Raw genomic sequence first — 15557 nt, 5'->3', positions numbered from 1 at the left:
CCCAATTTTCAGGGATTTTCTGTCAATTTTTCCGTTTCAGCACTCACGCTGCTCGCCGCAATTTCGGTGTTCGGACAAGTGAAACCAAGCTTTTGGTCGGTGTGTACCGCATTGTTGAGGTCCTCACCGCACTCCAATCGCGGCATATTCAACCTAAATACATGTCCCTCGGCGTCCCGGAGTTCAAGCGTTTGTATCGGCTTCTCGAGCGGATCCCAGATAGCAGTCGTGTCCACTTGCATCCGGCTAAACACGGTGCGCAGCGGAAGCGTGCGGGTATAATGCCCATGGAGGTGGGGCGACAAGGATGCCGTATCACTTGCTGTCGCGAAACCATCCCACCCGCCCTGGTCGCTTTCTTTCAAGAAGAGATATGGCTGGCCATTATTTTCCCGCTCGCAACTGACGCGCAGCAGCTCTACAGGGCGATTCCAGTCCGTTACGTCCATACAAAACAAGCCGTATCCTACGGCATTTCCCGTTAAAAAAACACCATCATGGTGCAATCCACCCAAGGTGCCGCTTATGGCATCCTCCCGGTACTCCTCGTCTTCTCCGGGGCATATCAGGCCGCTGACTTGGAGCGAATCCGGATGATAGAGCACCGCCTCGTAGCGGCCGCTTATCACCAGGATCTCACCATCCCCTGACAGCTGCAGGTCAAGCCCCATACCCTCTTCAAAAGGCAGATCCACAGTATACTCCCTCCCTTCCCGGCTGACATAAAGTTGCCGTCCATCAAGATGTCTGTATTCCGCTTTGCGGGCTTCTACTGTGGATTGCGCCAACGTAACAACAGAAGCCGATAGCACAAATAAATAGGTCAGCAGCGCGTTCATTTTTGGTATTTCAATCTCCTTCTTCCCATTTCAATTCCATTGTTTCGCTATTAAAGACCAAAAAGCGCTGCGCATCCCCGTACGAAACGATGTAACGCTCCCGGCTTTCGTCCATATTCCCCGGCTGGGAGCTGAGGCCCAACAGGCAACTATCCATCAAATAGTCTTCCATACGGAGCAAGCGCCCGTTTTCATCCAATTCCAGCAAAAGGAATCCCGATTCGTTGCCGGCACCGCAATGCCCCAAAGCGTAAGCTTTAGATGGGCGGTCGTAGGAAAGCACAATCCGTAGCTTATCCCCCACCACTTTGTACCCAGCAACGGAATGGTCGCCCGGGTAGAACAGGGGAAGGCCCAATGCCTTTAGATTCACCTGGAAATCGCGGCCTTTGCATTTAATTTTCAACAAACTATGATGCTGCAAAACATCCATATCGCCCCGGTGGATCCGCAAGGGCAGGCGCTTTTTACCATCGGTCCATTCCCCGCTCACCGTCCTTGCACTTACCGTACTATTTTTAAACGTCCCGTACTCATATGCAATGGTTATTTTTTCCAGAAAGCCCTCCATGGAATGATACTTCTCTATCATATCAAAAAAGGAATAGCTATCGTAGTCGTCGTACAGGAAATGGACGAGCGTATCGGCTGGTTCTTGTTGCTTGAAGTGGTACAAGGTTAACTGATTGGCGTAGATGCCTGCCAGGGCGATGGGCTTCTTATGACGGTCGTATTGGTACCAGCCCGATACCGAATACCAGCCCATATGACCGGATGACCTATTTTCCACATTCAGGCAAAAGGTGACCGGCATCTCCGTCCCCTCGCCGATATGACCGGAAAAGGCAAGGCTACGGGTTTCGTATTCCTCCAGCTCCACCGAGGTCTGGCCGATAGCCGGACCGCTGAACACTAAAAATGTAAGTCCCATCCAGTAGGGCAGTTTGGTTTTCATAGCAATTCGTGTTAGACCGGGGTAAAATAATACAAAAAAGATTCGACTCAAAACCCCTGAATTCAGGGATTTGTCCTGACGCGCAAAAAGGCAAACTTTGTAATCAATTATAAAAACGAAACTATGCGCATCCGGTTAGCAGTACTCGTCATCTTAACTGTGCTACTGGTGTCTTCCTGTAGCTGCTTACGTAGGTTGGCAGGAACGGTCAGAGACCGTGAAACGAAGAAGCCCATCCAAACAGCCAGGATATCAGTAACCAACCCGGGGTATCAACGGCATTTTGAATCGGACAGCAACGGCTATTTCGAGGCTTTCCTGAGCGGAGGTTACAAGTGCCCAAGAATCAGCGTCCGCATCGAGGCTGATGGTTACAAGGCCCTGGACATGAAGGAACCCAGAAAACGGGACACGATTACGGTTTATCTCGAAAGATTAAAATAAGCATATGCGCACTTCACTAATACTTTTCCTTGCAAACCTGCTGCTATCGCCAACCGCGGTTTTCGCACAGCATTCATCCGGTCCCGACACCTTGACCTGGACGGATACACAAGGCCGGCACCTTTTGCTGCTGGAGCAATCAGATCCGGTGTGGGATGAAGAAGCGTCCACAAGTTCGCAGACCATACGGGCCAAACATATGCTGCTCGATAGCAAGCCGCGGACGGAGGTATGGTTGTTCGAAGACGCCATCACGGATTGTCCGGTCGATCTGGAGCTTGCGTTCCATGCACCGCCACGGATTACGGACTTGGATAGCGACGGCATTAAGGAGGTTTGGCTGATGACCCGCAAAGCCTGCAAGGGCGACATCAGTCCATCGAAAGTCGAGGTGGTGTTGATCGATACCGATGGGAAACCCCAAAGGCTGCTGGCGGAACAGTTGCTTGTCTTTCCAGATGGCACGAGAGACGGTGGTTCGTACGACTTACACGATTTCAATGAGCTTCCGGAAGCTTATCAAGCGTATGCGGTGGACTATCTATTGGAAAATTACCGGTTTGAATATGCTGCTTCACTCCCCGATTCCATGCCAAAAAAATACAGTTGGCATCCCGATGGGCTCATCATCTATGCAGCCCCTTCGCTAACCGCCGATTCGATCGATCGTGCCAGTTATGGGGAATTTATCCTCGTCGAGGAGTTATGGGATGGTGAGACCGTCGACGTGACCCGCTACCAACACGATGAAGATAAGTGGATTTCAGACGAATACCTGAAACTGTACCAGCATGCATCCCATTGGCTGCGGGTAGAGCACGGCGGCCGGCCGGGTTTCATCTTGGACACGTACCTGGCCCCCATTCCACCGCCGGATACCTCGCACGCTTCCGGCTTGATCTGGGAGGAATATCTTAAAAGCCTGTCAATGGTAACGTTCGAGGAATCCGAGGGCCAAACCGAAGACTTCTGTGCAAGAAACACCCTGCATTTTGCGAACGGCATCATATACACGTTTACAGATTTCGGGCCCTGTGAGCAATGCGGTCATGGCCAGAAGCAGCTGTACCTCCCGCTCACCAGTAAAGCCGAGGCCATGATGATGGGGTTGCATTTCTTCCGCTACTATGGACTTTTCTCCGGAGCGAACAGCGTGTTGCTCAAGCGCGAGGGTGAAGCCGTGGCATTAGAAGGATATATGGAGTCCGGCCAAATGCTTGTCATTTCGTTCACTGAGCTGCAAGATGGGGTATGTATAGTAGAAGACGTAATGCTGTAAAAACGAAGTAACGGCACAACGCAGCCTCAAGCACTGCAATCGGTAGTGACGCGGTCAATCAATGTTAAATACCATTTATCGGCGATCAGCGTAAGGTTAAAAATTAACTCCTCATCTTCATGGCCTGCGAGTACAATCCGTCGGCTCTGCTGCGCAAGGTTGCGGAAACGTGCCAGTTCAGCCTCGGGAATGGAGTCCCCGCGATACTTGACAAGATTCAGCGCCGTTTGGGCAAGCTTATCATCGCTCCGTGTGGTATCCGCAAAAAGTCCGGTTTTATCCCATACTAGCTCGCCGCAGTCATAAACAGGAAGTTCCGTATAGTGAACCGAATCGGGTACGGCAACAATATCGGGATAACCCAAATAATCCGGCATCGGTTGCTCAAAATCAATCGAATCGATAAGCACATATTCATCAAAAACGCCGATCCGGTATAACACCGCAAGTTTGATTTTCTCCGATATCAGTCCATTGAGCGTAGCCGTATCCCGGTCTTGAAACGCGTGGATAACCTTCCAGACGGTGGTCTCAAAGTTTTCCGGCTTAACGGGGGAACTACAAGAAGAAAACGATGCAAGCACAAACAACGCAATGGCACATAAAGCGCTCATTGCTTTTAATTGAACGTATGTCACCACAAACCGGTATTTACGGTAAATGTTCCCGTGGGTACGCCCTCCACTTGGAGTACCTCGCCCTTGTCCGTATAATATTGCCATTCTCCGTTTCTATAACACAACATAGGAAATGTGATTTCAGTCCCCTTTTCGTACCGGTTCAGCAATAGGTTGTCGAATTCCACCGGAAGAATAATTTGTCCGCTGCGATCGGCAATGCCGAACTTGTAGCCAACCGAAAGCAAAAAATATGCCCCGTTGTTGAACGCTTCCACGCCATCATATTTCGGCGGAATCAGCACCTGCCCGGTGTTGTCGGCGATACCAGCCAACAGCCCGCCGGTCTGTTCATCAGTCGTCCGAATGATCAAGTGATCGCCTACAAAATAGTCCATATCCATCAAAAAAGCATTCGGACCCGTATACACTTCGTTAGAAACCGGTTGGCCGTCCCTGCCGATGAACTGATAGGCTACATATCCCACTTGGGATCGCCAGTCGGACGCCGGAAAATACCTGGCACCGACGGCGACGCCGTGCGCGTTGAAGTTCAGTACCCGATCGTACACCGCTTCCTTCACCCAGTTGCCCGCCGTGTCCAGGAGGCCATAACGGCCATCAACCCGCACCCAGGCGAGGCCGAACGACGAAAACCGCTCCAGCACGGCGCCTTCCGTCCCGCCATCATACGCGTAGGCAAAGGTAAATTTGCTGTTTGATACCGACTTCCCGAGCGCGGGGCTGTACAGCTGTGCGCGCAGGGAGTCGTCCGAAATCAATACCAAACCGGGGTGCCTGACCGATTGCGCATACTGGGCAGGGAGCCGGGTTACCACTCCGCCCTGGCCATCGATGAGGATGGCCGGGTCACCATTCCGGGCGCCGGATAACAAGGCAAACGTCCCGCCGACGCTATCGTACACCGTGTATTCGGCAGGCACAGCCTCCTGCCCGTCCATCCTGCGTATACCATATCGGTAGTCACCGTAATCGCCGTTTACCGTCAGCACCATCGGTCCCGAGCCGGGCAGTTTACGCAACTGGTCGAATCCAGGCGGGATAATCTCCCGCTGCAACTCCGTATCGTATAGCCCTCGCTTATCGGCTTTGGTCACGACAAAATACCGCAAGGACGAAGTGTCCCATAGCGACCACGCCTCATAGCCCAACGACAACAGCTCCCTACCCGCAAAATCGTATACGGCTTTCTCCCCCTGATATTCACCGACGACCACGGCATCCGGGCCGTCGTACGTAAGCGAAGCCAGGTCGATTTCGTGAAATTTCGGGGAAACCACTTGGCCGGTCTCCGCAAAGTACAGTCCGTACAGCGCCTTTTGGCGGGTCTTGAAGATGGTGATTCCCTTGCTGCCCGACGAATAGAAATAATCGTTCACATGGGTTACTGCGGTATACGATGGGGGCAGCAGTTCACGGCCCGTCGTATCATAGAGTCCCCAGCGACCGTCTTTTGCGAGGGCAAAGTAATCATCGTATACATTCACGTCGTCCCATTGCGGCGGAATCAGCACGCCTTTGTCCCGCTGGTAGACGCCTTTGCGCCCACCCTTCTCCACAATGGCGTAGGAACCATGATACCCGCGGAAATCATTGGCATTGGGCACGGTGATGCGCTCATATTCGGTAGGCAGTATTTCATTGGCATCGTGGCCAATTAATCCGTATCGGCCGTTTACCTGAACAACCAACTCGCCGCCGGCGAGTATTTCGAGGGGATCCCGGCCGTCAGCAGAAAACTCTTTGCCCGTCGGGATATGCACCACTACCGGGCGGCCGTTTTTCGAAAACGAGCGTACCCATTCTTCACTCCGCATGCCCCAATGCTCGTGCTCGTATGCAAAGGGCACCCGTACCTGGCCGTCGAAACCCATGATGCCCCATTTTCCATCCCGCTGCGCATACACATAGTCCGATTTCCGGCCGCATCCCCCGCAATAGTCAAAACCATCGTACTCCGCCGGAATGGCCAACTGCCCGGTCTCCCGATCATAAACACCCCACTTTGTTCCGGTTTTGACATCGAAATACCGGCCATCGAGGTAACCCACGTCATCAAAAAAAGGCAGCAGCATTCCCTCATCCCTGCTGAACAAGGAATGTTTGCCGTCTTTCATCACCTTCCAGAACGCGCCGAACCGGGTATCGATCTGCTGATATTCCGGGGGTAGTACCCAACCGCCCGATCGGGCCAGTACCCCATATCGGCCATCCTTGGTTACAACGCCGAGCGGAGCAGCGGCGGTATCGGCATCGCCGATATCTTGGATGTAACGATCAAACAGCCGCCTGCCGACGCGGTCGATGTAAAACGTACGGTCGCCAGCGGTTACCTGGGCAAAGCCATGGCCGTTGAAACGCGCCGCCCGCGCCGGTGTCCCCTCCTGGGCACTGGCCGGCGCGATGATGCCGGCCAGTGCCGCCGCCAAGACACTGCACCACAACACCGCACATCTTTTACTCATACTCCCTATATTATAATTTATATGCACAAAACTAATGACCAACACCATGTACCGCAATCCCTGAAAACTGGGTTTTTCACCTCCTATCGCTTGGTCAAACCCGTTTCAAATTCTCGCTGAACGTATCCGCTGGTGTCCGCACCTTTTTCGTGCAAGGCCGACTTCACGATTTCGGTCGCCTTGGAAAAATCCGCCGATGTATGTCCGTGGAATTGAGACGAGGCCACGTAAAAGCGAATACCCGGAAAGCGTTGGAGGAACCAGCTCAAATCAGTTAAATTGGTATAACCGAAGCTGTTGACCATTTTCTCCAGGAGTTGCTCTTCATGCTCGTATTCCAGCATCCACATCAGGGTGAACGGCGCACGGGGCCTCTCCCCGGTCATCCCGATTCTGAAAAACGACGACAGCTCGGCCCGTTCGTCATACAGGAAAAAATAGAGTTTCCTGGATTCGCGTGCGGCTGCACGGGGGTGGTACTGGATCTGGGGAAACTGCACGGAATCACGCCAAAGGTAGATGCGGTAGCCGAGCGAATCTTTGTTGCGGATAAAATCTTGCATGATGCGGCTGTCTTCAGCCACGTCCAGCACCGGAATTCCGGTCGGCACGCGTACGCCATCGTTCGGTATCAATACGGGTTTCAGGTCGGCCGAGGGGTCGTTGCTAAACAGGTACACCGCTCCCTCACCCGCGATGGTACGCTGAAGCGCATTTTGCTGTTTGCGGTATTGCTTAGCGGTATTTTGGTGCAGGTTCGCCAAAGGGTCTGTTTTTAGTTTCTGTACGATGTCGGGCATGCAGGTTCTGATAAAAAGAAACACCGAAAAGACCAGCGATACCGGAATGACGATGTTCCTGGCCCGGTTTTGCCGTTTCCGAGCTCCTTCCAGTGCTTCCCTCGCTTCGGCATGAGTAGCTACGGTGGCCGCCTTTTCGTGTGGAATGGGCACAGACACGTCCTGTGGAACAGGTATATCGCGTGGAGTCGGAGCATTGCCGGTCTTTGGAGCATTGCCAACCTCCGAAATACCACCGGCTTCCGAGACGCTTCCATCCTGTTGCCAGGCATCGATACGGCTGACAAAAGCATCCAGAAAAGCCATGTAAATCGGGATTTCTTTCTCGTACTGCTTCACGTGTAAATCGAAGCGATACCTTTTCCCGGCTTTGGTGAATACCAATAGCGACGGAGCCGGTTTGTCAAAATTCAGACGGGAAAGACCTTCCCGAATTTCGTAATGCTCGATATCATCGTACCGTATCGCACCGAATATCCTAGAGTTAAATCCGCCTTCCACAAAGGTGATTTCCTCTCTTTCATTCCGTGCCCGGGTCTGTTTAACGGCAAAATAAACGATGCATCCAAACCAAACGGCCATTCCGAAAATAAGGCATATGGCAGTGTACCGTGTGTCCACACGGTAATGCTCCAGGAGTAGCGCAACTGGAACGAGCACCAGAAACCCCGCAAACAACGTGATGAGGATGGCGTAAGTGTAACGTACTTTTATGAAATAGAAGGTGTAAGACCGCTGTATATGCATCTGTGGTTTCTTCCTGTTTTAATACCCAAGCTTATCCCCCGCCGACACCGGTAGTTCCGTACCGTCGGCCTGCACATAGGTCCACCGCCCTGCCACCTTCACCCGCGCCGGAAAATAGCCCGCATAGGACTCATTCAGCCGGACCTCCTCATAGCGGGGCATCGCAAGCACTTCCCCCATGCTGCTCACGAGGCCGAACTTTCCGTCCTTTTCCACGCGAAGAAGTGAATCACTTATTAAGCGGATATGATCGTATTCCGTTGGCAATACCGTAGCGCCGTCAAGGCCCACCAATCCCGCTTTGCCATTCAGGCGGACCTGAAACAAGGCAGGCTGCTCCAGGTAATCCACCGCTTCGTACGCTGCTTCCAATATCACCCGGCCACGCAGATCGATCACCCCTACATTATCGTTTCGCCGCACCTTCCGCATCTCGCCGTTATAGATCTTGTCCATCCCGCTGTATTCAAGCGGCAATACCACGTTCCCGGCGGAGTCAATGATACCGATGAGCGCTTTACCATCCACGTTTCTCGATGCGGCGGCGAGGCCACCGAAGAAGTCATCCACGAAGTCAAACCCCTCAAAACGGACTTCCTTACCCTGCCGGTCCACAAACAGGTTCTTTTCAGCACCCACCTTGAGCAGCCCACCTTGGAAAGGCGGATCCAGTAGTAACCGGCTGATACTATCGGGCACCAGTTGCTTGCTCAGCCGGTAGGGGGAGAAATCCCATTGCGGATGATGGTAAAGCTGTTTGCCATCGGCGTCAAACAGGGTGGTCGACCAATAGCCATCGTTCCGCGTTGTTACCACATAGCGGTCCGTATCCACCGCATGGACAAGCAAGCTTTCGGTTGGCGGAATTAACGGGCTGCCGTCCGCCCGGAAATAAGCAGATACCGGATCGGCTATGGCGTTGCCATCTCCCCGCCCGCTCGTCGCCTTGATGAAGCGACCCAATTGCCATTCCAGTTGCTCATATTCCGGCGGCAACAGGAGGCGCTTCCGCTCCAAGTCATACAAACCGATCGATTCCCCATCGGGAATGCGAATGATCGAAGCGGGGCCGGTACCCGAAACGTTTGCGCTGTAACCGCCCATGGGAAACCGGTAAGAAACTGGTAGCAGTTCTTTCCCCTGCAAGTCGGCCAATCCGTATCGTTCACCCGCAACGATATAGAGGCAACTCCGCGCTCCCGTGTTACCAAACTGTATACCGTCGTATTCCATCGGGAGCAGTTTCTTGCCAGCGCGGTCGAACAAATTGTATTTGCCTGCTTCCCGAGCCATGAAATACAGGTCGCCGCCCGTTGTTTCTTTATCGTTTCGCCGGCCAGATGATTTACTCGGGCTACCCGGAATCATGGGAGGCCCGTCAATGATTATCGAACCGGATATGGCCGGTCTGCCACGGTCGTCGAGGATTTTGATATCGCTATATTGGCAAGGCACGATCAGTTGGCCATCGTCGGCAAGCACACCCTTTTTTCCGTTTTGGGATATTACGCATAGTCCATCCACCCAATTCGCCGCATCTTCATATACCGGCGGAATCCGCACGCTCCCGTCGGCGGCCAGCCAGCCGGCTTTTCCGCCGCGTTCGATCCGCACCAGTGGGCTGTCGGCGCTCATTCGGTCATATTGCTCCATCGTCAACCGCTTGCCGAGCGTATCCAGCAAGAAAATATCATTACCCTGCTCGCCTAAAAGCAACGGCCCGCTATCCAGCCGTATACCCATCAGATCATCATAAACAGCCGGCATCACTTCCCGCTTTCCATCAGGTGATCGAAGTCCCTTTTTGCCAGCGGCGGTTACCTCCAAGTAGCCGTCCGGCACATAACGACGGGTCAGATCGTCATACGTAAATGGCAGTATCTCCCGGCCGTCGATCAACGATAGCACCCCCCATTTCCCTGCTTTCCGGGCAGCCAATACGTGTGCATTGACGGGACGGAGGTCGTCATACACCGATTCGGCAACTGTTTGACCCAACGTATCGATCGCTCCCACTTTGCCATCGAGCTGCACGATAGCCAGAAAATAGTGATAGCCTTCATCGGTACCCGGATGACCCTTATCGGCGTATTCATAACGGATATCATCATAAATGAAATCCGCAATTACGTCCCCTTTGCTGTTTATGGCACCGTATGCCCCATCGGTTACCGCGATGCACACCGGGGCACCATATCGCACAGGCTTATCCACCACCACCTTTCCCGAGCGGTGCACGTACCGGGATTTTCCGGCCACCCGTATTTCCGCAAAATCGCCCTTGAACGGGCCAAGCGCATCGGCGTGGAGTGTGTCGACCGGCAAATGGCGTATGGCACGAGCTGCCGAGGCAGCAGCAGGTAAACAGATCACGCTGCCAAGAGATGCGACAGTAACAAAGTAAACGAATCGGAACATGATAGTAAACGACAGTAACGCAGCAAAAATACCACTTGTGACTCCGTACGCAAATACCGGTTTTCAGGGGTTTACGAAAAATCCCTGAATATCGCCATTTTGGGTCTCTCGCCAGAAAGCTACCTTTGGCTTTATGAATGGTTCCAATCCAACCCCGACAACACATCAAATATCCCGCTACTCGCCATGGATATTTTTAGCCATGGCGGTACTTTCCACCTTGCTATGGGTGCTTGAGGCCATTGATCCGGAGGTTGGTATTATACTGGCGATAGGCGCCGGGTCCATAGCGGCCTTGCTTGGTGGAATCGGTGTAATTACGAAGCGAACAGTCGGTGGCGTGGTATGCATGGTACTGTCTGTGTTGGTCATCGCCTTTCACGTGATATTGATCATCGCGCTTCGCAACATGTGCGTAATCTGTTAGCGGTTAGAACACGTACATACCCGTGCCCACCAATGCCTTCCACCTCCGGGGTAAGCAGCTCGAAGCGAGGAATGCATCTTATTCACTATCCTGTGCTACTGCATAGCGCTGGAACAAAAGTGAAACTGCAATAACAGGATAATAACCGTGCGACTTATGGTGAATTGTTAACATGGCGAGGGATTTGTGACAGCTGATGTACCTTAGCCCACATTTCTATATTAGCTAGTAGTTTTTGGGCTGATGGTAAATGGCTTGCCTTTCCGCCAGCTATTCGGCAACCTTAACGTTTAGGCAGGCAGCATATCCGGCAGCTAACTTCAGGGATGGGAGATGATGAGTTTGCCGCGGTAACAGCGTGCGACCATATGGATTGAATGAAAACTTTTCGTCCAATTCGCTTTTTTTGTTAACTTGCACGCCTAAGATTTTCATTATGAATGAGGCAGCAACAACGGCAATCCGGATAGAAAAAACGCAGCAATCAAGGCTCGGGGAAGTTGATTACGACAACCTGAAATTCGGTCAAGTCTTCGCTGACCACATGCTGGTGGCTGAATACGCAAACGGGCATTGGGAAGATGTAAGCATCGTGCCATACGGCAACCTGTCACTGAGCCCCGCCACGTCTGCCTTGCACTACGGGCAAGCGATTTTTGAAGGGTTGAAGGCCTACAAATTCGATAATGGCGCCGTCAGCATATTCCGACCCGATCAGAATCATGCACGGTTCAACAAGTCGGCGCTGAGGCTGGAGATGCCCGAAGTACCGGAAGAAGTATTCATCGGCGGACTTAAGGCGCTGATCGGTCTCGACCGCGACTGGGTACCTCAGACAGCAGGGGCCTCACTGTATATCCGCCCATTCATGATCGGCACAGAAGCGGCTTTGGGCGTACACCCTTCCGATTCATACAAGTTTATCATCATCACCGGCCCGGTAGGGGCTTATTACAATAAGCCGCTGCGGCTGAAGGTAGAAACACGTTTTACCCGCGCTGCTGAAGGGGGCGTAGGTTTTTCGAAAAATGCGGGCAATTACGCACTGTCACTCCACCCCACACGGCTGGCACAGGACGAAGGGTTTGACCAGCTCATGTGGACGGACGCAAAGGAACACAAGTATGTGGAAGAAGCCGGCACGGCCAACCTGGTCTTTCGCGTTGGCGACACCATCATCACACCATCAGCAGACACCATTCTTCATGGCATCACGCGCCGCACGATCATCGAAATAGCCCGGCACTGGGGTTATCAGGCCGAAGAGCGGAAAGTATCGGTGAGGGAGCTTGTTGACGGCATCAAAAATGGCAGCGTGACTGAGGCATTTGCGGCGGGCACTGCGGCAACGCTTACGCCAATCTCTGAAATCGGGTATGAAGGGCAAATCTATACACTGCCAGACCCCGACGAACGGGAGTTTTCAAACAAGGTGTTACGGTACCTCAACGATCTTCGCTACGGCCGGATCGCTGATGAATTCGGGTGGAATTTCATGGTGGATTAAAGACCTCTGCTCCGCGGTCAGGTATCCGATCGTGCTTGGATCGATGCAGCAATGTGCGCGATTATTTGAGGCAATGCGTCAGGCGTGAACCATGTGGTTCGGTCGTCTTTTTTGAACCATGTGATTTGCCGCTTTGCGTACCTCCGGGTATGTTGCTTAATTTTATCTACTGCCTCCTGCAGGGGGCTGTTTCCATCAAGATAATCAAATAATTCAGCATAACCGACGGTCTGTAACGCACCATGTCCGCGGTAGCGCATCAGTGACGCTACTTCCTGCAGGAGACCGGACTCCATCATGGCATCCGCCCGCGCATTGATCTGCCGGTACAACTGCTCCCTATCGGTATTCAGCCCGATTTTGCAGATGTGAAACGGGCGGTCCGCGGTCTGCTTCCGTCGGAATTCAGAAAAAGGCATGCCCGTACTTTCATACACTTCAAGTGCCCGGATGATGCGTTGGGGATTGTTCAGATCTACTTGGCTATGGTATTTTGGGTCTACCTGTTCCAGCCGCTGCCTCAGGGGGTCAAGTCCCTCATGCCGGTGAAGCGTGTTCAATCGATCGCGTACACCGGGCAACGGTTTGGGCAGGTTGTCCAACCCGTTGCACACCGCATTTACGAACAATCCCGATCCGCCGACCAAGACAACCACATCGTTCGTGATGAATAAATTGCGCAACAGTTCTAATGCATCGCGCTCGAAATCTCCGGCAGAGTAGTCAGTTGTAATCGAATGGGAGTTTATGAAATAATGGGGAACGGCTTCTAATTCGTCGCTTGACGGCTTCGCTGTGCCAATCGTCATTTCACGGTAAAACTGTCGTGAATCTGCGGAGAGGATGACCGTGTGAAAGTGCTGAGCCACTTGAATAGCCAACGCCGTTTTGCCGACGGCCGTCGGCCCTACTATGCAGACCAGCGTCTTTGCCACGCGTTCAACTAAAACTCCTCGTCAAATCGGGTGTTTTCCTCTCCTTCGCTTTTACCCTCTACCTGCTCCTCTCCGTCCAGCATATCGAAGTCCTCTTCCTCATTGATCCCGTATTCGGTTTCTTGCAGAAAATCGTATTCATCGCCGCCTTTTTTACCGGGCGTCTCCGTTGGCACTACTGTCGCACCGGGTAATTTGGGTGCCTGCCCTACGCTTTTAAAAAGTGTAGGATAGGTTTTTCCCGCTTCCTCTTTCAAAATTTTGATGAGCTGTACATGGAAATCAAAGGGCCGATCAAAATTATACACGTAGTAAAACTTTTGATGCGGGTCGTCTATAAATTTATTCAACTTTGACTCCTCCATCAAGGCCACACCCAGTTCTTTCTTTCGCTTATCGGGTAAATATGCGATTTCATCTCCTTTTTTCCAGTAATCGTTGCTTACATAAAATGAAGAAGGTACGTTAGGATTGTACCCCAACGCCGCATGCAACGCATTGTGCAGGTCCAAAAACGTCTGTTTGGGCAGCACATCAATCTCGCGAATCACGTCATCATAATCTTCGAACGAAATCCTGAAACGATAGATAGCCATGGTGCTCCTTATATTGTTAGTTTAACGTGAATTTTATGCGAATATCCGAAAATAAGTACGAAATAAGAAGCGCTCGCCCTGAAGTTAGCGGTTGAGCCCCATTTCTTTTCCTTTTTCCAGCATGAACCGATAGGCGTCTTCACGGTTATTCGGGATATCGCCCTCCAATATTGCCTCCCGGATCGCATTCTTGATAATCCCCACCTCCCTTCCGGGTTTCAGTGCGAAAGCCGCCATGATATCTTCGCCGGTAACCGGGGGTTGCCAGTTCCGGATCTGGTCGCGCTCTTCCACATCTTTTAGCTTTTGCTTAACCAGTTCGAAATTTTGCCGGTATTTTTTCTTTTTGTATTCATTTTTGGTGGTGACATCGGCGTGGCAAAGTGCCATCAGGTTATCGATATCGTCGCCTGCTTCAAATAGCAGCCGCCTTACCGCCGAGTCAGTTACGGTATCCTGTGCCAACACGATCGGCCTCAAATGCAGCAACACCAGTTTCTGCACAAACTTCATTTTATCATTGAGCGGCAACCGCAGTTCGGCGAATAATTTGGGCACCATACGCGCTCCCTTGTCCTCATGCCCATGGAATGTCCACCCATGCCGCTTGTCAAAGCGCTTTGTTGCCGGCTTAGCGATGTCGTGCATGATCGCGGCCCAACGCAGCCATAAGTCGTCACTTTGCCTTGCTACATTGTCCAGTACCTCCAAGGTGTGGTAAAAGTTGTCTTTGTGTCCTTTTCCATCAATGATTTCTACACCTTGAAGATTGGCCATCGCTGGAAACACCAACGGCAACAAGCCGGTGTCGAACAAATAGTTGAAACCGGTGGATGGCTTGGTTGCCAACACGATTTTATTCAGCTCGTCGATGATGCGTTCTTTTGAAATGATGCGGATACGTTCCCGGTTGTTGGCTATTGCATCAATGGCCGATCGATCGATCTCGAAATCCAACTGAGTAGCAAAGCGGATGGCGCGCATCATCCGCAATGGGTCATCAGAGAATGTTACGTTGGGGTCTAACGGTGTACGTATGATCCCGCGCCGGATGTCGGAAATACCATCAAATGGATCGAGCAGTCGTCCGAAATCCTCCCTATTGAGTGACAAAGCCATTGCGTTTATGGTGAAATCACGCCGGTTTTGGTCATCTGCCAAACTGCCATCTTCAACGATAGGCTTACGGGAATCCTGTCGGTAAGATTCCTTCCTGGCACCAACAAATTCAATCTGCAGTTGACCGTGCGTTAACATAGCCGTTCCGAAGTTTCGATACAGCGTCACCTTGGCATTCAATCGGCTGCCAACGTGTTTGGCAAAGTCGATACCACTACCGATGACTACGACATCGATATCATTTTTGAAATCGCGGCCCATTATTTTATCTCTCACATACCCACCAACAACATAGCATTTCACTTGGGTTTCGTCTGCGACATCGCGCAGCACGGAGAATATCGGGTGTTGCAGAAATTCGTTCATGGTTACCAGCGGCATTTCTTCC

Annotated in this window: 13 protein-coding genes; 4 read left to right on the top strand and 9 right to left on the bottom strand. The window is 52.1% G+C overall.

Annotated features, from left to right (window positions below):
- Positions 1 to 8 precede the first annotated feature (8 nt).
- Complete coding sequence (locus ACFOET_RS02290; RefSeq protein WP_379019148.1) at positions 9 to 839, bottom strand: hypothetical protein; 831 nt, start codon at positions 837 to 839, stop codon at positions 9 to 11.
- A 10-nt stretch (positions 840 to 849) separates the two neighbouring features.
- The gene (locus tag ACFOET_RS02285) at positions 850 to 1794 is read right to left on the bottom strand and encodes a hypothetical protein (RefSeq protein WP_379019146.1); all 945 of its coding nucleotides are present in this window, start codon (positions 1792 to 1794) and stop codon (positions 850 to 852) included.
- Between the two features lie 123 nt (positions 1795 to 1917).
- On the opposite strand from ACFOET_RS02285, the gene ACFOET_RS02280 reads away from it, so the two are divergent.
- Both ACFOET_RS02280 and ACFOET_RS02275 read left to right on the top strand, forming a co-directional pair.
- The gene (locus tag ACFOET_RS02280; protein WP_379019144.1) at positions 1918 to 2238 is read left to right on the top strand and encodes a hypothetical protein; all 321 of its coding nucleotides are present in this window, start codon (positions 1918 to 1920) and stop codon (positions 2236 to 2238) included.
- 4 nt (positions 2239 to 2242) lie between these two features.
- A complete protein-coding gene (locus tag ACFOET_RS02275; RefSeq protein ID WP_379019142.1) occupies positions 2243 to 3517 on the top strand; it encodes a M949_RS01915 family surface polysaccharide biosynthesis protein in 1275 nt (424 codons plus the stop codon).
- Between the two features lie 26 nt (positions 3518 to 3543).
- On the opposite strand, the gene ACFOET_RS02270 is transcribed toward ACFOET_RS02275, so the two are convergent.
- The 4 genes from ACFOET_RS02270 to ACFOET_RS02255 form a co-directional block, all read right to left on the bottom strand.
- Positions 3544 to 4131 (bottom strand): hypothetical protein, encoded by a 588-nt coding sequence (locus tag ACFOET_RS02270; RefSeq protein WP_379019140.1) that lies wholly within the window; start codon positions 4129 to 4131, stop codon positions 3544 to 3546.
- A gap of 20 nt (positions 4132 to 4151) precedes the next feature.
- A complete protein-coding gene (locus ACFOET_RS02265) occupies positions 4152 to 6620 on the bottom strand; it encodes a WG repeat-containing protein (protein ID WP_379019138.1) in 2469 nt (822 codons plus the stop codon).
- Positions 6621 to 6703: 83 nt separating this feature from the next.
- Complete coding sequence (locus ACFOET_RS02260; protein WP_379019136.1) at positions 6704 to 8167, bottom strand: hypothetical protein; 1464 nt, start codon at positions 8165 to 8167, stop codon at positions 6704 to 6706.
- Between the two features lie 18 nt (positions 8168 to 8185).
- Positions 8186 to 10585, bottom strand: a complete 2400-nt coding sequence (locus ACFOET_RS02255) for a WG repeat-containing protein (protein ID WP_379019134.1) — start codon at positions 10583 to 10585, stop codon at positions 8186 to 8188.
- A gap of 202 nt (positions 10586 to 10787) precedes the next feature.
- Here ACFOET_RS02255 and ACFOET_RS02250 point away from each other — a divergent pair, with 202 nt between their 5' ends.
- Both ACFOET_RS02250 and ACFOET_RS02245 read left to right on the top strand, forming a co-directional pair.
- Positions 10788 to 11012 (top strand): hypothetical protein, encoded by a 225-nt coding sequence (locus ACFOET_RS02250; RefSeq protein ID WP_379019132.1) that lies wholly within the window; start codon positions 10788 to 10790, stop codon positions 11010 to 11012.
- Between the two features lie 436 nt (positions 11013 to 11448).
- Positions 11449 to 12519, top strand: coding sequence for a branched-chain amino acid aminotransferase (locus ACFOET_RS02245; RefSeq protein WP_379019130.1), 1071 nt, complete (start codon positions 11449 to 11451; stop codon positions 12517 to 12519).
- Positions 12520 to 12536: 17 nt separating this feature from the next.
- Here ACFOET_RS02245 and miaA read toward each other — a convergent pair whose 3' ends face one another.
- The 3 genes from miaA to ACFOET_RS02230 all read right to left on the bottom strand — a co-directional run bounded on the left by miaA (position 12537) and on the right by ACFOET_RS02230 (position 15535).
- Positions 12537 to 13454: a tRNA (adenosine(37)-N6)-dimethylallyltransferase MiaA gene (miaA, locus tag ACFOET_RS02240; protein ID WP_379019128.1), complete on the bottom strand. Its 918-nt coding sequence runs from the start codon at positions 13452 to 13454 to the stop codon at positions 12537 to 12539.
- Positions 13455 to 13462: 8 nt separating this feature from the next.
- Entirely contained in the window at positions 13463 to 14050 is a 588-nt protein-coding gene (locus tag ACFOET_RS02235; protein WP_379019126.1) for an IS1096 element passenger TnpR family protein, read from the bottom strand.
- Positions 14051 to 14134: 84 nt separating this feature from the next.
- A complete protein-coding gene (locus tag ACFOET_RS02230; protein ID WP_379019124.1) occupies positions 14135 to 15535 on the bottom strand; it encodes a CCA tRNA nucleotidyltransferase in 1401 nt (466 codons plus the stop codon).
- Positions 15536 to 15557 lie beyond the last annotated feature (22 nt).

It is taken from the genome of Parapedobacter deserti (genome assembly GCF_042646065.1).
GTDB lineage: Bacteria > Bacteroidota > Bacteroidia > Sphingobacteriales > Sphingobacteriaceae > Parapedobacter > Parapedobacter deserti.
The sequence above is the reverse complement of the archived record's forward strand: the minus strand, read 5'-3'. Positions and strand labels throughout refer to the sequence as shown.